Annotated in this window: 22 protein-coding genes; all 22 read left to right on the top strand. The window is 27.9% G+C overall.

Annotated features, from left to right (window positions below; translation table 11 throughout):
- Positions 1-5: 5 nt before the first annotated feature.
- On the top strand, positions 6-305 hold the full coding sequence (locus tag ACNI28_RS03385; protein WP_419765540.1) for a hypothetical protein: 300 nt from the start codon (positions 6-8) through the stop codon (positions 303-305).
- A 405-nt stretch (positions 306-710) separates the two neighbouring features.
- Positions 711-2,333 (top strand): tetratricopeptide repeat protein, encoded by a 1,623-nt coding sequence (locus ACNI28_RS03380; protein WP_419765539.1) that lies wholly within the window; start codon positions 711-713, stop codon positions 2,331-2,333.
- 84 nt (positions 2,334-2,417) lie between these two features.
- The gene (locus ACNI28_RS03375) at positions 2,418-2,735 is read left to right on the top strand and encodes a flagellin (protein WP_419765537.1); all 318 of its coding nucleotides are present in this window, start codon (positions 2,418-2,420) and stop codon (positions 2,733-2,735) included.
- 13 nt (positions 2,736-2,748) lie between these two features.
- Positions 2,749-3,648, top strand: a complete 900-nt coding sequence (locus tag ACNI28_RS03370; protein WP_419765536.1) for a FliM/FliN family flagellar motor switch protein — start codon at positions 2,749-2,751, stop codon at positions 3,646-3,648.
- Positions 3,649-3,651: 3 nt separating this feature from the next.
- A complete protein-coding gene (locus ACNI28_RS03365; protein ID WP_419765535.1) occupies positions 3,652-4,407 on the top strand; it encodes a motility protein A in 756 nt (251 codons plus the stop codon).
- 15 nt (positions 4,408-4,422) lie between these two features.
- On the top strand, positions 4,423-5,193 hold the full coding sequence (locus ACNI28_RS03360; RefSeq protein WP_419765533.1) for an OmpA/MotB family protein: 771 nt from the start codon (positions 4,423-4,425) through the stop codon (positions 5,191-5,193).
- Entirely contained in the window at positions 5,190-5,480 is a 291-nt protein-coding gene (locus ACNI28_RS03355) for a hypothetical protein (RefSeq protein ID WP_419765532.1), read from the top strand. Before ACNI28_RS03360 ends, ACNI28_RS03355 begins: the two co-directional genes overlap by 4 nt.
- A gap of 18 nt (positions 5,481-5,498) precedes the next feature.
- Positions 5,499-5,876 (top strand): hypothetical protein, encoded by a 378-nt coding sequence (locus tag ACNI28_RS03350; RefSeq protein WP_419765530.1) that lies wholly within the window; start codon positions 5,499-5,501, stop codon positions 5,874-5,876.
- Positions 5,860-6,261, top strand: a complete 402-nt coding sequence (locus ACNI28_RS03345) for a hypothetical protein (RefSeq protein ID WP_419765528.1) — start codon at positions 5,860-5,862, stop codon at positions 6,259-6,261. Before ACNI28_RS03350 ends, ACNI28_RS03345 begins: the two co-directional genes overlap by 17 nt.
- Positions 6,258-7,418, top strand: coding sequence for a flagellar biosynthesis GTPase FlhF (gene flhF / locus ACNI28_RS03340; protein WP_419765526.1), 1,161 nt, complete (start codon positions 6,258-6,260; stop codon positions 7,416-7,418). The genes ACNI28_RS03345 and flhF overlap by 4 nt, the downstream gene beginning before the upstream one ends.
- A gap of 8 nt (positions 7,419-7,426) precedes the next feature.
- Positions 7,427-8,251 carry a P-loop NTPase gene (locus ACNI28_RS03335; RefSeq protein ID WP_419765524.1) on the top strand — a complete coding sequence of 275 codons (825 nt, stop codon included), beginning with the start codon at positions 7,427-7,429 and terminating at the stop codon, positions 8,249-8,251.
- Between the two features lie 13 nt (positions 8,252-8,264).
- The gene (locus ACNI28_RS03330; protein ID WP_419765523.1) at positions 8,265-8,591 is read left to right on the top strand and encodes a hypothetical protein; all 327 of its coding nucleotides are present in this window, start codon (positions 8,265-8,267) and stop codon (positions 8,589-8,591) included.
- An 11-nt stretch (positions 8,592-8,602) separates the two neighbouring features.
- A complete protein-coding gene (gene fliE / locus ACNI28_RS03325; RefSeq protein ID WP_419765522.1) occupies positions 8,603-8,908 on the top strand; it encodes a flagellar hook-basal body complex protein FliE in 306 nt (101 codons plus the stop codon).
- Between the two features lie 13 nt (positions 8,909-8,921).
- On the top strand, positions 8,922-9,383 hold the full coding sequence (gene flgC / locus ACNI28_RS03320) for a flagellar basal body rod protein FlgC (protein WP_419765521.1): 462 nt from the start codon (positions 8,922-8,924) through the stop codon (positions 9,381-9,383).
- A gap of 21 nt (positions 9,384-9,404) precedes the next feature.
- Positions 9,405-11,864 (top strand): flagellar hook-length control protein FliK, encoded by a 2,460-nt coding sequence (locus tag ACNI28_RS03315; protein WP_419765520.1) that lies wholly within the window; start codon positions 9,405-9,407, stop codon positions 11,862-11,864.
- Positions 11,864-12,613, top strand: a complete 750-nt coding sequence (locus ACNI28_RS03310; RefSeq protein ID WP_419765519.1) for a flagellar biosynthetic protein FliR — start codon at positions 11,864-11,866, stop codon at positions 12,611-12,613. The genes ACNI28_RS03315 and ACNI28_RS03310 overlap by 1 nt, the downstream gene beginning before the upstream one ends.
- 13 nt (positions 12,614-12,626) lie before the next feature.
- Complete coding sequence (gene flhB, locus ACNI28_RS03305; protein WP_419765518.1) at positions 12,627-13,676, top strand: flagellar biosynthesis protein FlhB; 1,050 nt, start codon at positions 12,627-12,629, stop codon at positions 13,674-13,676.
- Positions 13,677-13,679: 3 nt separating this feature from the next.
- On the top strand, positions 13,680-15,674 hold the full coding sequence (locus ACNI28_RS03300) for a hypothetical protein (RefSeq protein WP_419765516.1): 1,995 nt from the start codon (positions 13,680-13,682) through the stop codon (positions 15,672-15,674).
- Position 15,675: 1 nt separating this feature from the next.
- Positions 15,676-16,983: a flagellar protein export ATPase FliI gene (gene fliI, locus ACNI28_RS03295; protein WP_419765514.1), complete on the top strand. Its 1,308-nt coding sequence runs from the start codon at positions 15,676-15,678 to the stop codon at positions 16,981-16,983.
- A complete protein-coding gene (gene flgL / locus ACNI28_RS03290) occupies positions 16,980-18,098 on the top strand; it encodes a flagellar hook-associated protein FlgL (RefSeq protein WP_419765512.1) in 1,119 nt (372 codons plus the stop codon). The genes fliI and flgL overlap by 4 nt, the downstream gene beginning before the upstream one ends.
- Positions 18,099-18,114: 16 nt before the next feature.
- On the top strand, positions 18,115-20,226 hold the full coding sequence (gene flhA, locus ACNI28_RS03285) for a flagellar biosynthesis protein FlhA (protein WP_419765511.1): 2,112 nt from the start codon (positions 18,115-18,117) through the stop codon (positions 20,224-20,226).
- A 2-nt stretch (positions 20,227-20,228) separates the two neighbouring features.
- Positions 20,229-21,698, top strand: a complete 1,470-nt coding sequence (locus tag ACNI28_RS03280) for a BatD family protein (RefSeq protein WP_419765510.1) — start codon at positions 20,229-20,231, stop codon at positions 21,696-21,698.
- Positions 21,699-21,700: the final 2 nt, after the last annotated feature.

Below are 21,700 nucleotides of genomic sequence, written 5' to 3'. Positions count from 1 at the left end.
TTTTAATGATAATGTTTTTATATTATTTTTCTACAACAAATGTGTATAAGTCTTTATATGTAAAAGTAAATGAAGAAAAAAATATATTAGAAGATGAAAAGAATAAATACACACAGTTAATGGATAGATATAATAAACAAGTTGTTGCACAAGATGATGCTTTAAAACATACTGAAAATAACCTCTCCGTTGCAAGAAATGATTTAAGAGATGTAAAGTTACAAAATAATGAGTTAAGACATCAAGTTGATAAACTCAAAAAGAGGTCTGAAGAGCTTTATGCTCAAGTTAATACTATGATTTAATAGGAGAATCTCATTAAACTATTTAATTTAAAGAAAAAGTTCTTTCTTTTTTTATTAATCACTATTTTTCATACAATATTAACTGCAGAAGATGTTTCAAAGGTTGAATCTCAACCTGAAGTTATTTTTAAATATGATGATTTAACAAAAAACCAAAAAAGTATATCTCAACAAGTACAATTTAATAATGCAGTTCTTCTTTTAGAAAAAGATGAGTATTTAAAAGCCATCGAAATTTTAAAAGAGACTTCAAAATTCTTACAAATACCCTCATATCTAAATATTGGAATTGCTTATTATAAATTAAATTCAATTTATAATGCAAGAATATATTTAGAAAGAATATATAATCATACTGCTGCAATTAAAGAAAATACGTACTCATACATGTCTGCTTGTTACTATTTGTATTTAATATCTAATAATAAAAAGTTTTTAAAAAAGATTATAGAAATAGCAAAAACAAGAAAAGACTTGTCAGAACATGGAAAAAGGCTTGTAGCAGATACTTTTATAATATTAAAAGATTATGATATGGCTTTAACACTTCTAAATGCCATGGATTATTCATCAGATTTAAAAAAAGCACTTTTATTAATTAAATTAAAAGATTATGAAAAGGCAGATTTATTACTAAACAAAGCATATGAAAGCACTGTAAACTTAAAAGTAAAAGATAAAATTTTATGGTTTAAAGTTTTTAGTAATTTAAAATCAAATAGTCTAAAAAAGTTAGATGAAAATTTAACTTTTATTCAAGAGAGAAAATCATCTTTTGAAGTAAATAAAGAGCTAGAACTTAAAATGTTTTTCAACAAAGATAAATATACTCCTAAAGAGTATTTTAAATTTGTTACAAAATTTGATTTAAATAGAAAAATTGATTATATCTATTATTATGCTCCATACATATTTTCTGACAATGAAGAGATTATTTATGACTCTACAAAAGGTTTTATTTTTAAAGATAAACAGAGTTTAGAAAATCTAGATGATATGATTTCATACAATGCTTCATTTTTAGAATTAATAAAAAAAGATCCTATTCAAAAAGTTGTAATCTTAAAGAAAATGTTAAACAAAGATACAAAGTCCTATATATACTACAATTTAGGTTTATCTTATGCACAAATTAATGATTTTTATAATGCCTTGAAATATTTTCAACAGGCAACAAAATTAAACCCAGGTAATAAATTGTATTCAGTTATGGCTTTAATTACTGCAATAAGATCAAATAGTACTATAAAAGATAAAGAGTATTTGGATACTAATGCAAAACTTAGAAAAGGAATGTATCAATATTTTGGACAAAAGATATATAACTTAATTATTAACGAAAATATAGGAACATCAACAGAACCTAAACATTATTCTAAAACTATTTTTTATAGAGCATTAGATTTTTTGCCCAAATTTAATGAAGGTATTGCCTCATTAGATGAGCCTTTAATAAAAGAAGATTTTAAAGAGCCATTAACTTTTCTTCTTAAAAAAGTTATTAAAAGAAAGAATGAAAATGATTTTGAATATTTTTCAAGATTACAAGATACTGTTCCTTTAAAAGTTAATAATAACTTCTTAGATGGCCCAATTTTGATTACTCAATATTATGTGGATTTGTTAAAATCATTAGGTCTATTTAATAGGGCTGATTTTAGTATGGAAAGTAATGTTACTCCCACATATTTAAGAACGAAGGCACTTAAACTACTTCATGATGGATATCCTAATAATGCATTAAAACTTTTAGAAAGTTTACAAAGTGAGTATAAACTTGATGATAAATATACAATGTATTTGATAGTTGCATGTTATTTGGATGCAGGTAACTATAATGAAGCTTCTATTCAAATTTCTCTTATAAAAAGTTTATTAAATGATAGTGCATCAGAATTTTTAACAGGAGTTCAATTAATACAAGAGTTAAAAATAAATAGTGCAAAACAATTTTTTGTTAAACCCTATACAGATGATATGATAGATTTTAAATTAGAAGGATTTGACAAGTACTTGGAAACACTTTGATTTTTTGTTAATTTAATTCAAAATTTCTTAATTTAAATTTTTTTAGATATAATAGTTTAAAATAATATTGATAAAGGAGAAACTATGGAAATTGGTAGAATGCCTGAAATCGACGCGTCAAAAGTGAATCATGAGATAAAGATTCAAAAGGTACAAGAACTAGATGAAAAAGATAGAATTGTACCCGATGAGAAGTACAAAAATGTAAAAACAAATGAACAAACAGATCTAGTAAATGAAGTTGTACTAGATAATGTAAAGTTTGGTTACAACAAAGAAAGTAGAGACTTTTTTGTAAAAGTTACAAGAGGTGATGCCGAGTTTAAATATCCAACAGAAGATATGATGAAAGTAAAAGCTCATTTAAATGAGTTAGTAGAAGATTTAAATAATAAAAATTAATTAAGGTTTAGTTTTGGCATCAGATATTTCAAATATTATAAAAGACGAATTATCAAATACTTTAGAACAATTGCTTTCTCAAACTACAAAATGTGAAAGTGTTGAAAAGGCTGATTTTTCAAAAGTTGACTCTTCACAATGTGTACAAATTGATGTGAAGTTTGAGTTCAAAGATATAGCATCAAATTTTAATTTTTTTATTCCAACATCTAGTGCTGCAAGGTTTGAGTACTTGATGCTTGGTGGTACAGGTGATTTAAAAGAGCATATTGATGATGAAATAACAGATGCAGTAAATGAAATTGTCTCAAATATTTGTGGTAGTATGTCTACTTCTGTAAATGCACAAGGATTCCCTGATATCTCTGGTTTAAAACATCAAGTTTTAGGTTCTAAAATTGTTGAGTGTAGTGAAAAAGAGAATAGTGATAATATTTATTCTTTCAAATTAAGTCTTGATGATAAAATATCAGAAGTGATTATTGGCTTTGATGATATTATACTTCCTTTTTTATCTGGAATAACTGGAAATGAAGTAGTAGAAAGTACCTCTTCCAACAATGCAGATGCTACTGAAAATGCAGGAGCAAATATATCATCTTTACCTTCTACAGGTGGGATTGATTCTCTATTATCTGAAGAATCTTCTAAAAATCTAAAACTTCTCTTTGACATAAAGCTAAAACTTAGTGTAAGACTTGGAACAAAACTCTTTTTATTAAAAGATATTTTAAAGTGGGATATTGGAGAAATAATAGAGTTAGAACAGATGGTAAATGAGCCTTTAGACATTTTAGTAAATGGAATTAAAATTGGAGAGGGCGAAGCTGTTATTGTTGAAGGTAAATTTGGGTTAAAGATTAAAAATATTGGAAATGATTCATCAAGACTAAGTCAAATAGGATTAGGATAAAAAATGGATAAAAGTACTCTTGGAGGCTTAATTGGTGGTTGGGCATTAGTTGCTCTTGCTATTATGTTGGGTGGAGTTGGTTTTGGCCCTTATATTGATATCCCATCTATTGTTATTGTATTTGGTGGAACTATAGCTGTAACTGCAGGACAATTTCAACCTAGTGAATTGAAAAGAATTGGAGATGGATTTAAGATTGCTTTAAACGAAAGTCAAACAGAACCATTGCCTGAACTAATTGAAAAAATTATTTTTTATGCAACTGAAGTGAAAAAACATGGGGTTATGCAAATTGAACAAAAAGTATTAACAGAACCAAATGCTTTTTTTAAAGAAGCTTTTCAACTTTTAGTAGATGGAACAAAACCAGATGTTTTGATTCCATTGTTAGAACTTAAGCTAGAACATATGGATAAAAGACACTCTTCACTTATTGGTGTTTTCTCAAATATGGGTGGAACTGCTGGTTCAATGGGGATGATTGGAACACTTGTTGGGCTTGTGGCAATGCTAGCAAACCTTTCAGATCCTGCTGCAGTTGGACCAGCAATGGCAGTTGCTTTACTTACAACAATGTATGGGGCTTTAACAGGTACATTATTGGCAGGAGTAATAGAATCAAAACTTGCGCAAAAACATAAAACAGAAGTAACTGCTTGTGAAGTTATTATAACAGGTACGGCAATGATTTCAGCAGAAGAGTCAATCGGTAATATTAAGATGAAATTAAATGCAATGTTAGTTGAAGCACCTCAGTGATAAAAAGTAAAAATAATGGCTGATAAAAAGTGTCCTGAATGTCCTAAATGTTTGCCAGGTTGGCTAGTTCAATTTGGTGACCTTATGTCCTTGTTACTTACTTTTTTTATTCTTTTATTATCTATGGCAGTTATGGATAAAAAAAAGGTTGAAGAGTATTTTGAGATAATGAGAAAAGCAATGGGCTTTTTAGACCAAACACAAGATACTGTAAAAAGAGATGAGGCAACAAATACTTCAAGAGATGCCAGTAATGATGGTGATTCAAATGCCCAAGATACTCAGTCAGCAGTTGAGGAAATGACACAAATTGCAGATGAGATAAATGAACAAACTTCAACTATGAGTGAACAAGTTCAAATTACTGAAGGTAATAATGAGTTTACTTTAGATATCCCATCTTCATTAATGTTTGGAGAGGGAGAGTATAATTTAGAGAATAGATCAGCTAAAAGATTTATCTCTAAGATTGCAAGGGTGATAAGAACAATGCCTCAAACTTTTGATATAGAAATAATAGGACATACAGATAGAAGTAACTTTACAAATGATACAATACCAAGAGATGGTTGGGATATTTCAGCTTTAAGGTCTATTTCTGTAGTAAAAGAGTTAATAAGAAATAGAATAGATCCTTCGCAATTGAAAGTTTCTGCTTATAGTTCATATAGACCAAAAAGTGAAAATGCAGCAGAAAATAGAAGAGTTGAGTTACGATTTGTATCTTCAACTGAACAAAAAAATATATTAGAAAAAGAAAATTTCTTTGATAGGTTGGAACAATGATAGATTTAACAAACAATGTTGATGTATCAACATTAAATCAAAAAAAATTTGAAAATGTCAATACAAAGAACTTAGAAGATGATAAATTAAGAGATGTCTGTGATAACTTTGAATCATTCTTTTTAAAACAGATAATGGATACTTCTTTAAAGTCTACAAACATTGCAGGTGAGGGTACAGGTTCTGATATTATAAAAAGTATGTATACAGATGCTGTATCAAATAGTGCTGCTGGTGGAATGGGAATTAGTAATTTGTTGTATGAGTTTTTAAGTAAAAATAAATAGTTTAAATTAGGTAATAACATGATTAAAAATATTACAGATGAAATGGGTTCATTAGTTCTTAAAATGAAAGATTTAATAAATAGTGACATTGAAGATATAAAAGCAGCTAAACATGAAAAGTTATTAGACAGAAATGATGACAAACAAAATTATATGAATCAAATAATTGAGTTAAGACAAAATTTAAATGAAGAGTTAGTTAAAAAGATGCAAGAGGGGATAGATATTAACATATACCGAGATGATGTTGATACTTTAGAAAAAGAGTTAACTGAACTTCATGTTTTAAATGCTAAATTAGCCTCTATTGTACTTCCTATTCAACAAATGTATAAGGACATAGTTGATGAATTAACTACTGAGAGTGGAGGGAATATAGTTGAAATTAAGATTTAGTTTTTTTTATCTAACAATAATTTCTGTTTTAAAGCTTTTTTCAACTGAAGTAATTATTGCAAAAATTGATATCCCATATAATATTGCTTTAAGTCCTTCAAATGTCGCTATTTTACAACTGAACAATGTTCCAAAAGATTGTAAAGTTATTACTATAGAAGAATTAAAAAAAGAGAAATATTTTACTAAAAAGTATTTACAAAAAGAAAAAATTATATGTCATGATGATTTAAAAAAAGAGAATAACAATAAAGTTATATTTAGTTTTGGTTCAATTGAAATTGAAACAAATGGAAGAATTTTATATGAAAATAATGACTATATTAAAATCAAAAGAGATAATGGAAAGATTGAAAAAATTTATAAAGATGGAAGAGCTAGATGAATATGTTATCTTTTTTGGGAGAAACACCAACTAAAGCTTTAAGAAAGGCACAAGAAGAGTGTGGAGAAGAAGCAATTGTAATATCAACAAAAAAGATTTCTGATCCTAAAAGTAAGAAAGACATGTATGAAGTTGTAGTTGCATTAGAAGAAGAACAAGACGTAGTACAAACAAAAAATAGACAAGATTTTACAAAAAAAATAACAACAAATACTAATAAGTTGAAAGACAATGATTTCAGTGCAAAAGTTTATGACTTTAAAGAAGAAATTCTTAAAATGCAAGATGCAATCGAACAAGTGCAAAAATCAATTTGGGATCCAAAATCACAGTTATATGATTTAACTATTCCTCCTGAGTTTGTTGATATATATAATCTTTTTGAATCAAATGAATTTGACCAAGAGATGACATATACAATTATGAAAAAGACTATAAAACAATTGCCTGTTGGAATGAAATCAAATCCTCAAAAAATAAATGATTTTTTCAAACTTATATTAAGACGAATAATTCCAATAAAAAATGAAGTACCACTTAGAAAACATCAAAGAAAAATCATGATGATGGTTGGTCCCACAGGAGTTGGAAAAACAACTACAATCGCAAAGTTAGCAGCTCGTTATGCATATAAACTAGGAGAGAATTATAAAGTTGGTATTGTAACTTTAGACTCTTTTAGGGTTGGTGCAATAGAGCAACTACAAGCATATACAAGTATTATGAGATTGCCTTTAGAAGTAGTTAAAAAACCTGAAGATTTAGTTGAATCATTATTAAGACTAAAAGATTGTAATTATATTTTCATAGATACAGCAGGTTCTAGTCAATATGATGTTGATAAAATAGAAATTATAAATGAGTTTCAAAAGAAGGTTGATGAGCTACCTATTGAGAAGATTTTAGTACTTCCTGCAAATGTAAAACAGAGTGATTTGATGGATATTTATACAAATTATTCCAGACTAAATATTGATTATTTAACGTTTACAAAGCTTGATGAAACAAAAAGTTTTGGGAACTTGATCTCTTTTGCACACAAAACAAAAAAGTCAATAACTTATATCTCTATTGGACAAAATGTTCCTGATGATTTGATTGTTTCTGATTCATCTTTTTTGATTAATTGTTTTATGCAACATAGCTGCCCAAGGTAGGAAATGATTTGATTAATACAATTTCAACACAAGCAAATAAATTAATTAATTTAACAAAAAGAAAATATAGAACTACTCCCTCAAAAACGAAACTTTTAACTATAACCTCAGGTAAAGGTGGAGTTGGTAAGTCAACTTTTACTGCAAATATTGCTTACTTATTAGCAAAAAAAGGACTAAAAGTAGGTGTAATAGATGCGGATATTGGTTTGGCAAATATGCAAGTTCTTTTCGATATAAAACCAAATCTTACGCTATTTGATTATATTGATGGTAAATCAAACTTAGAAGATGTTTTTATTCAAACTCAATATCCAAATATTACATTAATAGCAGGGAAAAGTGGTTATCAATACTCAAATCATTCAAATAGCTTAGTAGTAGCTAGAATTGTTCAAGATATAATTGATATTGAAGAGTTTGATATTGTTTTAGTTGATACAGGAGCTGGATTAAATGATTATGTAAAAGAGTTTTTATCTATTTCTTCAAATATTTTAGCTTTAACTACTACAGACCCAAGTGCATTAACAGATGTTTATGCTTTGGTTAAAATGCTCTCCAAAGATAAAAATTCGCTTATGTTGTGTTTTAATCATACAAAAAACTATAAAATTGGGGAGTCTATAACAAATTCATTGCAGAATCTAGCACTCAAAAATAGGTTAAATTCTAATTTTATGATAGAATATATGGGTAACGTAAGCAGTTCTAAGAATATTTCCACAACTGGTAGATTGAGAAAATTATTTGTAAATGAGTTTGAAAGTCAAGCTGTTACAGAGGAGTTGGAGTTTATAGTTAGTTCACTGCTGAAAATTTTAAATAAATAGATTTGGATGAAATGTGATAATAGAAAGATTTTCAAAAACAGTTATAGCTAGTGGAATTTTTAGATTTTACGTAGCTATAGGTTTCTTTGGTACATCTTTATTTTTCCTGTTTAATGTTCATCTATTTACACCGATGGAAATGGTATTAGGTATTATTTTTGTAACAATTTTTCTAAAAACAATGTCTAATGTTATGTTATCATTATTGATACTATTATTCAGTCTTGATAACAAAAAAGCAGAGTTAGATTTTAAATATCATACTCAAAAAATAGATGAACTTATAAGTGAGTTAACAACAAGTGACTCAAATAATAAAAATGGCAATACAGCTAGCTAGAGGGGGACTATATGGATATTTCAGGAGTTAATGGCGTTTCTAATGTTTTAAACCAAAATAATGTTCAAAAGGTTGATAACAAAAACGGCAATGTAGAAGAATCTTTTGCTTCGATGTTAAACAATGCAATAAATGAAGTAAATGAAACTCAAGTTGATGGATATAAAGCAATGGAAAACATTGCAACAGGAAAAGTTGAAAACTTGCAAGAAGCTGTACAGAAAATAGAAGAAGCAGAATTAAGCTTGAAACTTGCATTAGAAGTTAAAAATAAAGCAATGGGTGCATATAAACAAATTATGGCAATGCAAGTTTAGTAAAGGAAAATAGATGGGTTTTTTTGATGGATATAATATTGCAACTTCAGGAATGAGTGCACAAAGAACAAGAATAAATGTTGTAAGTGCAAATATTGCTAATGCTCAAACTACTCATTCTACTGACGGTGGACCTTACAAAAAACAAAATGTTGTTTTTGAAGAGATGCTTATAAGTGAAAAAGAGAAATTAAGTGCAAGTCCTAGTCAAGAAAAAGAGACAAATTTACCAAATAAAAACTTAAGTGGAGTTGGTATTAAACAAATTGTAGAGTCTAAAGATGAACCTGTAATGAAGTTTGAACCAGATCATCCTGATGCAAATGAAGATGGTTATGTAGCATATCCTAATATTAATCCAGTAATTGAAATGGTTGATTTAATAGAAGCTATGAGATCTTATGAAGCCAATGTATCAGCCTTTACAACTCATAAGACAATGGATACAAAAACATTAGACATAATTGCTAGATAGACATCTGAATAAGGATAGAATATGAGTAATGAATTAGAACTTTTCGCTCCCTCGAAAACTAAAGAAGTTTCAAACAATTCAAAAATATCACAAAATAGTCCTAAAAAAGAGACAGAATCTCTTTTTGATAAGATGTTATCTAAAGCAAAAGATGATATTGGTGATTCAAAAAAAGAAAGTTTTGAAGAACCAAAAATAAAAGATACAAAAACAAAAGATGCAAAAAGTGAAGTAGAAAACTCAACAGAAGAGAAGTCTACAAAAGATACAAAAGATACTAATATAAAAAATGAGACAAAATCAAGCTCATTGATGGATAGATTAGTCCAAGAGACAAAAGCAAAAACAAAAGATGCAAAAAGTGAAGTAGAAAACTCAACAGAAGCGAAGTCTACAAAAGATACAAAAGATACTAATGTAAAAAATGAGACAAAATCAAGCTCATTGATGGATAGATTAGTCCAAGAGACAAAAGCAAAAACAAAAGATGCAAAAAGTGAAGTAGAAAACTCAAGAGAAGAGAAGTCTACAAAAGATACTAATATAAAAAATGAGACAAAATCAAGCTCATTGATGGATAGATTAGTCCAAGAGACAAAAGCAAAAACAAAAGATGCAAAAAGTGAAGTAGAAAACTCAACAGAAGAGAAGTCTACAAAAGATACAAAAGATACTAATGTAAAAAATGAGACAAAATCAAGCTCATTGATGGATAGATTAGTCCAAGAGACAAAAGCAAAAACAAAAGATGCAAAAAGTGAAGTAGAAAACTCAACAGAAGAGAAGTCTACAAAAGATACAAAAGATACTAATGTAAAAAATGAGACAAAATCAAGCTCATTGATGGATAGATTAGTCCAAGAGACAAAAGCAAAAACAAAAGATGCAAAAAGTGAAGTAGAAAACTCAACAGAAGCGAAGTCTACAAAAGATACAAAAGATACTAATGTAAAAAATGAGACAAAATCAAGCTCATTGATGGATAGATTAGTCCAAGAGACAAAAGCAAAAACAAAAGATGCAAAAAACGAGAATACAGATGAAATAAAATCTGATAATAAAGAGATAAAAAAAGAGAATATAGAAGATATAAAGCCAAAAAGTAAAGATATAAAAGTTGATAATAAATTAGAAAACATTCAAAAAGAGGCAGAATCTTTAACAAATAGTAGAAATATTAGTACTAATGACACTAACAATATTGAAACAAAAAAAGTATCTGATATTGGAGAAAATATTAAAAATGAGAATAGCAATAAAAGCTTAAATTCTCAAAATACAGCAAAAAATGATGTTTTACCTACTGAAAAAATAGATGAAAAAAGTTCTCAAAAAGTAGAAAAACAAAATAGCAGTATTGTAAAAAATAGCAATGAATCAAAAAATGAACAAGTAGATAATAAGGTATCCAATAGTGAAGTAAAGAATCAAAAAGTTGCAAATGAGTTAGCAAAATTAAATACACAAGCAAGCAATACAGAAGTAAGTCTTGAAAAAGAAGAAGTTTTATCTCAAAAAGATAAAAAAAGTGAATCACTAATTGACAAAATTTTAAATGAAAACAAGAAAGATATATCAAAAGTCGATAAAGAACCAAAAGATAATTCATCTTTTAAAGATTTATTAAAAGGTTCAGATACACAAAGCAGCAATAGCTCTAAATCAAAAGAGAGTATATTAACAAATATTTATATGAGTACTCAAAAAAAATCAATAAATGATAAAAATTTAGAAACAAAACATGAAGGTGTGCAACTTGTAAAAAATGCAACAACTACAAAAGAAGTAGAGAGTAGTGCAAAGGTTTTAAATCTTGGATTAGAAAAACTTGAAGTTAATATTGAAGAGTCTATTGAAGAGAAGATTGAAACAAAAACTTCATCTACTTTTGATAGATTATCTTTTTTTAAAAATAGTTCAAATAATTCAAAAGACTCAAACTCTCATGACTCAAAAAAACAAAATAATGGATTTTTAGTTAATGGTAAAACAGTAGGTGATGAGCTAAAAGATTCCAAGTTAATTAATATGTCTGTTAGTCCAGCAGCTGCTCAAACTATACAAAATAGAATAATTGGGGCACGTCAGCAAATGGCTTCAATGATGTCTGATTTAGCTAGAACAATGTATGAAAACTATAATCCTCCTGTTACTGCATTTAGAATAAATTTAAATCCAGCTGCATTAGGAAGCATATCAATAATTATAAGAAATGAACAAAAAAATAACTCTTTATCAATTAGTATGAAAGCAAGTAATAGTGCAACAAAAGAGAGTCTTGAAAATAATCAAACATCTTTAAAAGATAGTTTGTTTAAAAGTTTTGCAGGAAGTGCTACATCATTTGATTTAGATTTTGGAAATTCAGAGAATAATGAAGACTCTTCTGATAATCAAAATTTGTTTGCACAAGAGTTAAATTCAAAAACAAATAATAAAGAAAGTAAAGTCATAGAAGATAATAGCTATAATTATCTGTAATGGAAGCCCTATTATCTCTACTTAATGAAAATGTAGTAATTAATTTTACACTACTATTTGCTAGAATTCTTGCCTTTATGGCACTTATGCCAATTTTTGGGCATAAAGCAGTTAATGTTACACTAAGAGCGGCTTTTGCCTTTTACGTAACTATATTTTTATTTCCTTTAATTGAAATCCAATCACAAGTAACTCCAGATAACTTTATCTTAGCCCTTTTATCAGAAGCTACATTAGGCTTAATTGCATCAATGCTAGTAAATATTATATTTAATGCTGTAAAAATGATTGGGGAGTTTGTTGGTTATGCAACAGCTCTTGCAATGGCAAACTTTTTTGATCCTGCATCAGGTACTAATGAAGGGATTTTAGCTAGATTAATGTTTTACATTGGATTGGCTGTTTTTTTTGAATCAGGTATGTATGAGATGACTTTTTCTATGTTAGCAAAAAGTTTTTCTTTTGTTCACTTAGGCTCTTTTGATCTCTTCTCTTATGATGGACTTAAAATGACTATTGATGAAATTAATAGAATGTTTGCCTTTACTTTTGCCTTTGCCTTTCCATTATTCTTTGTGGGATTTGTTATAGATGTATATTATGCTTATGGTACAAAATCAATGACTGCATTTTCTCCTTTTGTTATTACTTTTCAGTTAAAATTTGCTTTAATTATGTTGTTTATTATGTTAGGTATGGAAGTTTTTACAGAAGCATTTACTAACTATTTTATAATGAAATTTCAATAAGGAGGGGTAATATATGTCAGAAGAAGAAAAAACTGAAGACCCCACCAGTAAAAGGTTAAGTAAAGCAAGGGGTGAAGGAAATGTTCCTAAGTCCGCAGAAGTTGTAGGAGCTGCTATTCTTTTATTTGGAACAGTTTATATGCTTTTTTGGAGTGCATATACCTATGACACTATAAAAGGTGTTATGATATATATCTTCAATCAAATTGGAAAAGAATCAAACGCCACAGATTATTATAATATGGTAGATGCAATTCTTCACCAAACTTTTTATGCATTGGCACCATTTTTTTTAGCTGTAGTTCTTTTGGCAGTAATTTTAAATGTGGCACAATTTGGTTTTTTAATGAATCCTGTAAAGATAAAATTTTCTAAATTAAACCCAATATCTGGTATAAAAGGTTTATTTTCTTTAAAAAAGTTATTAGAAGGAGTTAAACTATTAGCAAAATTATCATTAATTGTTTTTGTGATGTTTATTCTTTTTGGACTTACTTATAAAGCTTTTCTTGCCATGATGGATCAAGATATTTCTACATCTTTAGATTCTATGTTTTATCTTTTATTATATTTTTTACAAGCTATATTATTTATAGTGATAATATTTGCTATAATAGACTTCTTTTTTATGAAACATTATTATACAAAGTCTCTTAAGATGAGTAAACAAGAGGTAAAAGATGAACATAAAAATATGGAAGGGGATCCAAAGGTAAAGGCTAAGATTAGAAATATTCAATTTCAATTACACTTTGAGAGAATGAGAGCAAATGCAAAAGATGCAGATGTTGTTATTACAAACCCAACTCATTACTCAGTAGGTTTAAAGTATGATAGTGGGGTAGATGCTGCTCCTAAAATAGTTGCAAAAGGAATAGACTTTTTAGCTTTAAAAATAAGAGATATTGCAAAGGATAACGATATACCAATAATCGAAAATCCTTCTTTAGCAAGGGCTTTGTATGATCAAATAGCAGTAGATCAAGAAATCCCCTCAGAGTTTTATAAAGCAATGGCTGAAGTATTTTCTTATGTCCATGAATTAAATAAAAATAAAAGGTAAGTTTTGAAGGTTTTATTAATATTTTTATTACTATTTACATTTTCAAATGCAAAAGTAGATTTTTATTATAGTTTTATAAACCCATCAGGGATTCAAATATCAGAACAAAGAAAAAATGATATTAAAGATGGATTTGAATTACTTAGTCAGATAAAAGAGATGGCAAAAGATGGTAAAATTGATGAAGCTTATGCTGAAATTAAAAATTTCAAAGAATTAAATAAAATAGAAATTTTAAACTCTGATATAATACTTACATACTCTGAAATAGCACTAAAAAAAGAGACAAAAAGAATAGTTTCCGAAGCTTCAAATGAATTAGAACTTGCCATTAATACAGGTGTTATTCGAGAAGAAGATCTTTCAAAAGCATATATGCTAATGGTAGATTTTAAATTGGCAACCAATAGAGTAAAAGAGGCAAAGTATTTTGCAGAAATCATCATAAATAACTTTTCTGATAAAATTACAAATGCCTATGGAAAAATTTATTTAGCGAAAGTTTATAAATATACAAAATCTTATTCCAATGCCATAAAAACTCTATATAATATTTTGGTTGATACAACTGATGTGTTAGTTGCAACAATCGTTGCCGATGAACTATTTGATATATATATTTTAGATGGACAAAAAGAGAAAGCTTATGAACTTATCTCAAAAGTATTAGATAAAAATATAGATTATTATTCTGATGATTCATTTGTTGCACTTAAAAAAGTAGATAAACTTGTAGATGCAAATATGCCAGAATTTGCTGTGGAAATTTTAAAAGAGTTATTAAATAGAGCAACAAAAGCTGAGTTTATTGAAGAGTTTAAATTTAAATTAGCAAATGTTTATATGAATATGTATGATGGAACTAATTATTACTTATTTAAAGCAAAAGAGCTTTATAAAGATATTTTAAGTGAATACCCAACTGGATTATATGTTCAAGAATCAAAGATGTATATTGATGAAATTTTGATGCGTGAAGGTAATATATCTCCTTCTTTAATTGTATCCAAGTATCCAAACTCTGAAGCCATGAAGCAAAAAGCACTATTACAAGAGCTGTTAAACTTTAAAAAAGAGAAAAAATATGAATTTCTTTTAAAATCAAAAAGAGTTTATAATAAAATTGCAAATACAATAACTCAAAGATTTTCATATGAGAATATTGGAGTTTTATTTGATGAAATCAATGTTTTATTGATAAAAGATTATCTAAAAAAAGACCAATGCTTTTTGATGAATAAAGCCCTTAAAACTACTAGAAAAGAGACTTTAGAACTTTTAATTGAAGATAAAGAAGTAAAATATAAATTCTTTGAATGTTTAATTGAAGTACCATATGAAAGAGCTTATGAACTATTAAAAGATACATTTAATACAAGCCGTGATGCAACGCTATATTTATATTTAGAAAGAATGGCATATGCTTTAGGCTTAGTAGATGAAGCATTAGATTTCTCTTCAAAAGTTGAAATGATAAATAATAAAGATATTTTAGAAAAAGAGTTTTTATACAGATTTTTAGTCTACAGTGCAAAAAATGATACGATTGCCATGGAAAAGTTTTTCTATTATGCAACAAGATTTCCAGAATTTATAGAAAAGAATGATGATAATCCAATTATTATTGACTTTTATTATCAATACTATTTATACTTAATTGGAAAAGATAAAGAAGATGAAGCCCAAAAGATTTTGGATAAACTATATAACAAGCAAAAAGAGTTTAAAGCATATATTTATTCTCCCTTTGTAGATATAGAATTAGCAATGTTAGAAAAAAAGAAAAATAATATTACAAAAGCAATAGAATATTTGACAGACTCTATAAAAAACACAAGAAATATGAAGCCAAATGATCAAGCAAGAGTTTTTTATGAATTAATTAGATTATATGATGAAGAAGGTTTAAGTGATTTGAAAAATGAATTTATAACTAAATGTAAAGATATTAAAAACGCACAAGATTCTTTATATAAAGATATGTGCGATAAGATGTAATATGGTAGATTTCGATAAATTTATTAATAATATTGATACAAATAATTTAATTATACCTTTTGGAAGAATTACACACATTAGTTCTACAACAATAAAAGCAGTTGGTATTGAAGTTGCAGTTGGAGATATCGTAAAAATAGAATCTGAACAACACTTATATACTGTTTTAGGAATGGTAGCTTCTGTTGAAAGTAATGGATTTAAAATAGTTCCCTTCTCTTTTATTGAAGGCTTTAGAATACATGATAAAGTTTTTTTACAAAAAGATGGACTTAGTGTAAAAAGTGGTTATGGCTTGCTTGGTAGAGTTGTAAACGCTTTAGGTGAGCCAATTGATAAAAAGGGAAAAGTTGCTGATTTAGAACAAAATTCTGCTATCAATAAACTTTCTATCCCTGCTCTTGAAAGAGGAATAATAGATGAAAGATTTTCAACAGGAGTTAAATCAATTGATTCAATGCTTACTTCAGGAAAAGGGCAAAAAGTAGGAATATTTGCAGGAAGTGGTGTTGGTAAATCAACTCTTATGGGAATGATAGTAAAAGGCTGTGAAGCACAAATAAAAGTTGTAGCACTTATTGGTGAGAGAGGTAGGGAAATACCTGAATTTATCCATTATAATTTAAATAATAATTTAGAAAATACAATAATTATAGCAGCAACTTCTGATGAATCAGCACTTATGAGGAAATATGGTGCATTTACTGCTATGGCAATTGCAGAATTTTTTAGGGATAAAGGTCATGATGTTTTATTAATGATGGACTCAGTTACAAGGTTTGCAATGGCTCAAAGAGAGATAGGGTTGAGTATTGGTGAGCCACCAGTTAGTAGAGGATATCCACCTTCCGTTTTTGCACTTTTACCACAACTTATGGAGAGAGCTGGGAACACTCAAATGGGCTCAATTACGGCATTTTTTACTGTTTTGGTTGATGGTGATGATATGAATGATCCAATTGCAGATCAAAGTAGATCAATACTTGATGGACATATTGTATTAACAAGAGAATTAACAGAACAAGGTCAATACCCACCTATAGATTTACTAAAATCTGCTTCAAGGGTTATGGACAAAGTTGTTAGTCCTGAGCATTATAATGGATTTTTAAAGTTAAAAAGAGTATTATCACTAATAAAAGAGAATGAAATTTTAATTCGTGTGGGTGCTTATAAGCAAGGTATGGATAAAGAGTTAGATGAGGCTTTAGCAAAAAGAGAGAAAATAAAAAGCTTTCTTTTTCAAGGAACCGCTGAAAAACATGACTTTAACCAGATATTTAGCCAATTTATGGAGGTGATTAAATGATTAATACAGACAGATCAACACTATATAGACTTGATATGCTAAATCAGCAACAGTTAAAAGTTAACCATCAAATGAGTACAGGAAAAGAGATTGATAAAGGAAGTGATAACACTGAAGTTTATACTCAAGAACTCTATATTGAAGATAAACTTAATGTTTTTGAAGGTCTAAAAAGACAAATAGAAAAAACAACTGCACAAAATAATGTTTCAGATTCAACCTTAGCAGAAATTAAAAACCTTTTAGACTTTATTAAAACAGAGACTATAAAAGGAAGAAATGATACAAGTGATCCTATTTCAAGAAATGCTATTGCCACTCAAATAGAAGGTGCAAAAGAGAACTTATTTAAACTTGTAAATGAAAGAGTTGAGGATGAGTACCTTTTTAGTGGTTCTCAAACAAATGTTCAAGCTTTTGTACAAGATCAAGATGGGAAAATTACATATAATGGTAATCCAAATTTAAGACAAAGTGCAGTGGAATTTGACTCATATAGAGATAGAGGTGTTACAGGGTTTGAAATGATGTCATATAGTGTTTCAACAACTGTATCAGGCCAAGAGTTAAGTTTCAAAGAGGGTGAACGAATCATCGACGAAAATGGAAATGAGTGGAAATTAAATGCAGCAGAAAGTGTTATTGTAAAATACGATAATGATGGAAACTCAACAAAAGAGTTTGTTGAAGTTACAACAACTGGTGAATCTCCAGATAAGATACACACAATCGCAGAAATGCCAACAAATGAAGATGGTAGTGAAAAAATTTTTACAGCAAGACATAATAGTTTTCAAGCTATTGATGATGTAATAGCTGCTTTAAGAAATGATGATGGTGATGCTATATCTTTAGCACTAGATGATTTAAATAATGCATATGATGCAGCTAATACTGCACATGGAGAACTAGGTGGTAGAAATAAAACTTTTGAAACAGCCTATGAAAGAGTTACTTCAAAATTGACACACTTTAATGTGTTATCTATTGAAAATAGTTCTGCAGATATGACAAAAGTAGCGATTGAATCAAAACAGTTAGAGTTAATATATAAAACACTTTATTCAACAATTAGTAAGACAAATAGCTTATCACTAGTTAATTATTTAAGTTAAAATAGTTCTTTATTAGATGAACATAAAAAAGATATTTTCAAAAGATTTATTTGCTGTAGCATTTTTTATTGCTATACTATCTATAATAATTGTTCCTTTACCGAAATTTTTATTAGATTTCTTTTTGATTTTATCTTTATCTATTTCTTTATTGATTTTATTAATTGGTTTATATATTAAGAAACCTACTGATTTAACAACCTTTCCAACACTTATTTTAATTTTTGCTCTATTTAGATTATCTCTAAATATTGCCACAACAAGATCTATTTTAACTGATGGACATAATGGTCCTGATGCTGTAAGTTCCATAATCTCAGCATTTGGTGAGTTTGTTGTTGGTGGAAATATGGTAATAGGTATCATTATATTTATTATTTTGGTACTTATAAACTTTATGGTTGTAACAAAGGGTTCTACAAGGGTTGCAGAAGTAACAGCAAGATTTACACTTGACTCTATGCCTGGAAAACAAATGGCAATTGATGCAGATTTAAATGCTGGATTTATTGATGATAAAGAAGCAACAGAGAGACGACATGAACTAATAGCTGAAGCAAACTTTTACGGGGCTATGGATGGGTCTTCAAAGTTTGTTCAAGGGGATGCAACAGCAGGTATTATTATTACTGTTGTAAATATTATTGGTGGTCTATTAATAGGGGTATTTCAACATGATTTAACTGTTGCAGAGAGTGCAGAAATCTTTACGATTTTAACTGTTGGTGATGGATTAGTCGCTCAAATTCCTGCACTTATTCTTTCAACTGCAACTGGTATTATTATCACAAGGTCTAATCTTGATGAAGATAAGTTTGCTGACCAGGCAATTAATCAACTTGTAAAAGACTCTAAATCATTAATGATACTTGCCCTTTCACTATTCTTATTTGCAATGATTCCAGGGTTTCCATCGGGAATACTTATTGTTATGGGATTATTGCTTGGATTAACAGGTTATCTTATATATATGATTGATAGTGGACAAGAAAATAGTATAACCAAGTTTTTTAAGAAAAAAGAGGAAGAAGAACAACAAGATATTCTTGATAAAATAAAAGAAGAGAAAGAGAAAGCTGCTAAACCTACAAATGATAAAGATGCAATTGATAATATCATGAAAATGGAAGTCTTAGAGTTAAAACTTGGAATGAGACTTCTTCAACTAGTTCAAGGTAATTCTGACTTATTAGATAAAATTAGAGGTATTAGAAAAGGGGTTGCAGCTGATTTAGGGTTTATAATTCCACAAATAAAAATTTCAGATGATGCTGCTTTAAACTCTAGTGAATATGCACTATATTTAAAAAGAATACCTTTAGATGTTGCTAATGTTGAGGTCGATAAACTTCTAGCAATGGGAGGACCTGCAAAGGCAAAATTAGAGGGTAAAAAAGTATTAGAACCTGTATTTGGACTTGAAGCTACGTGGATAAAACCTGAGTTAAAAGATGATGCCCTATTAAAAGGATTTACAGTTGTTGATGCACCAACAATTATATCTACGCATATTTCTGAGATAATTAAAAGACATGCAGAAGATATTATAACTAGACAAGATATTGTTGATATTGTTGATGGATTGAAAAAAGACTTCCCAATAGTTGTTGATGAGGCTATGAAATTAACATCACATGGAACATTATTAAAAGTTGCAAAAGATCTTTTACATGAAGGTATACCAATTGTTGATATGTTGACTATCATTGAAGCAGTTGCCGATATTGCAGAGTATACTAAGGTCCCTGATGTACTATTAGAACATGTAAGAAGTAAGCTATATAGACTTATTACAAACAGATATTTAGATACTGATAATATTTTGCATATTGTTACTATAAAACCTGAACTTGAGCAACAATTTATAGGAAAACTTCAAGACAAAGGTGGGGCTTCTCAACTTATGTTATCAATTGGAGAAATTAATAATTTAGTTACTCATACAAAAGAGTTGGTAAAAAATGTAGAAGCTAAAGGATACAACAAAGTAGCAATGGTTGTTGATCCAGTATTAAGAAAAAGAATTTCTGAAATTTATGAAAAATTTGGTTTAGAAATTGCAGTTCTAAGTCATGCAGAGCTTGATTCTAAAGCAAATTTTGCAATAGAAGGAACATTAGAGTTTTAATCATGAAACTATATTTTAAACTTATTTTTTTATTATTTACAACTTTTCTTTATAGTGATGTTTTACTAAAATCAAATGATAGTTTTATTTTAAATGAAAACTTTGTTTTTGAATTAGAAGCACAGGGTTCAAATATTGAATTTCCAGATATAAAAAAAATAGATAATCAAGTAGTTGTAAATTTGGGCACAAGTAGATCCATGACTAATATAAATGGAAATATAATAAACAAGATAAAAAAAACCTACTCTTTTAAGCCACAAAATAATTTTACACTTCCATCTTTTGAAGTAAAAGTAGATGGAAAAGTATATAGAACAGAAGAAAAAATTATAACTCAGCAAACAGTTAAAAAATCACAGCTTTCAAATTTTGATTTTCAGATTTCACTAAATAAGAGCTCTTTATACGTAGGAGAAGAGGCAGTATTAAATTTAAAGTTTAAATATAAAAAAGATTTAGAAATAGTTGACTTATCCTTTTTAATGCCCATTTTCAATGATATTTGGAGTAAAAAAATTGAAGAACAAAATAGTAGTTATAAAGAAAATGATTTTATAGTTCAAGAACTAAATTTTTTAATATCACCTCAAAAAAGTGGATTACTTGAAGTACCTTCAATAAAAATAGAAGCTAAAGTAGTAGATATGAATAACTACAGTTATTCTCTATTTTCACAAGGTACAAAAACCCAAAAAATATATTCAAATTCATTAAAACTTGATGTAAAACCATTGCCTGACAATGTTAATTTAATTGGTAAGTTTGATATAAGTACTTCTATTTCAAGAGAAGAGATAGATGAAGGTGAGTCTATCTCTTACAAAGTGGAAATAAATGGAATAGGAAATATTGAAGATATATCAGATATAAAACTTAAGATAAAAGATGTAACAATTTTTGAAGATAAAGCAAAAATTCAAACTAAAATAAACAATAATAAAAATGTAGGCTCTTATAAAAAATCTTTTTCTATCATAGCAAATAAAGATTTTGAGATTCCAACTATAGAGCTTACATATTTTGATAAGAAAACTAAAAAAGTAGTAGTTAAAAAGAGTAAAAACTATAAAGTAAAAGTAAAAAAAGTAGATAAAGAAGTCTCTTTTAAAGGCCTTGAGAAAGCAAAAGTAGAAGAAAAAAAAGAGATTATTAAAGAAAAAATTGTTTATAAAACATCTATAAAAGAGATGATACTATTTTTTATTTTTGGTATACTTTTTACAATATTAATATTTGGTTTATACTTCTATGTTAAAAATAGAAAATCAGTACAAAAAGATGATTTACCATTAGTTAAATTAATAAAAATATCAAAAACTGACAATGAAGTAATAAAACTACTTCTTCCATATATTGGATATAATAAAACTTTAGATGAGATGATTTTTAAACTTGAAAAAAGCGAAGATATTGATTTGAAAAATATTAAAAAAGAGATTATTAAAATAGTTGAATCTTTAAACTTATAAAA

The organism is Arcobacter denitrificans (SeqCode) (assembly GCF_048571185.1).
Classification (GTDB): domain Bacteria; phylum Campylobacterota; class Campylobacteria; order Campylobacterales; family Arcobacteraceae; genus Arcobacter; species Arcobacter denitrificans.
The sequence above is the reverse complement of the archived record's forward strand: the minus strand, read 5'-3'. Positions and strand labels throughout refer to the sequence as shown.

What these genes read in the sequence shown, in the direction of transcription:
- ACNI28_RS03360 (WP_419765533.1), top strand. Translation starts at nt 4,423, where the DNA reads ATGGCTGATAAAAAGTGTCCTGAATGTCCTAAATGTTTGCCAGGTTGG.
- ACNI28_RS03350 (WP_419765530.1), top strand. Translation starts at nt 5,499, where the DNA reads ATGATTAAAAATATTACAGATGAAATGGGTTCATTAGTTCTTAAAATG.
- ACNI28_RS03310 (WP_419765519.1), top strand. Translation starts at nt 11,864, where the DNA reads ATGGAAGCCCTATTATCTCTACTTAATGAAAATGTAGTAATTAATTTT.
- flhA (WP_419765511.1), top strand. Translation starts at nt 18,115, where the DNA reads ATGAACATAAAAAAGATATTTTCAAAAGATTTATTTGCTGTAGCATTT.
- ACNI28_RS03375 (WP_419765537.1), top strand. Translation starts at nt 2,418, where the DNA reads ATGGAAATTGGTAGAATGCCTGAAATCGACGCGTCAAAAGTGAATCAT.
- ACNI28_RS03385 (WP_419765540.1), top strand. Translation starts at nt 6, where the DNA reads ATGATAATGTTTTTATATTATTTTTCTACAACAAATGTGTATAAGTCT.
- flhF (WP_419765526.1), top strand. Translation starts at nt 6,258, where the DNA reads ATGAATATGTTATCTTTTTTGGGAGAAACACCAACTAAAGCTTTAAGA.
- fliI (WP_419765514.1), top strand. Translation starts at nt 15,676, where the DNA reads ATGGTAGATTTCGATAAATTTATTAATAATATTGATACAAATAATTTA.
- ACNI28_RS03315 (WP_419765520.1), top strand. Translation starts at nt 9,405, where the DNA reads ATGAGTAATGAATTAGAACTTTTCGCTCCCTCGAAAACTAAAGAAGTT.
- ACNI28_RS03355 (WP_419765532.1), top strand. Translation starts at nt 5,190, where the DNA reads ATGATAGATTTAACAAACAATGTTGATGTATCAACATTAAATCAAAAA.
- fliE (WP_419765522.1), top strand. Translation starts at nt 8,603, where the DNA reads ATGGATATTTCAGGAGTTAATGGCGTTTCTAATGTTTTAAACCAAAAT.
- flhB (WP_419765518.1), top strand. Translation starts at nt 12,627, where the DNA reads ATGTCAGAAGAAGAAAAAACTGAAGACCCCACCAGTAAAAGGTTAAGT.
- ACNI28_RS03365 (WP_419765535.1), top strand. Translation starts at nt 3,652, where the DNA reads ATGGATAAAAGTACTCTTGGAGGCTTAATTGGTGGTTGGGCATTAGTT.
- ACNI28_RS03280 (WP_419765510.1), top strand. Translation starts at nt 20,229, where the DNA reads ATGAAACTATATTTTAAACTTATTTTTTTATTATTTACAACTTTTCTT.
- flgL (WP_419765512.1), top strand. Translation starts at nt 16,980, where the DNA reads ATGATTAATACAGACAGATCAACACTATATAGACTTGATATGCTAAAT.
- flgC (WP_419765521.1), top strand. Translation starts at nt 8,922, where the DNA reads ATGGGTTTTTTTGATGGATATAATATTGCAACTTCAGGAATGAGTGCA.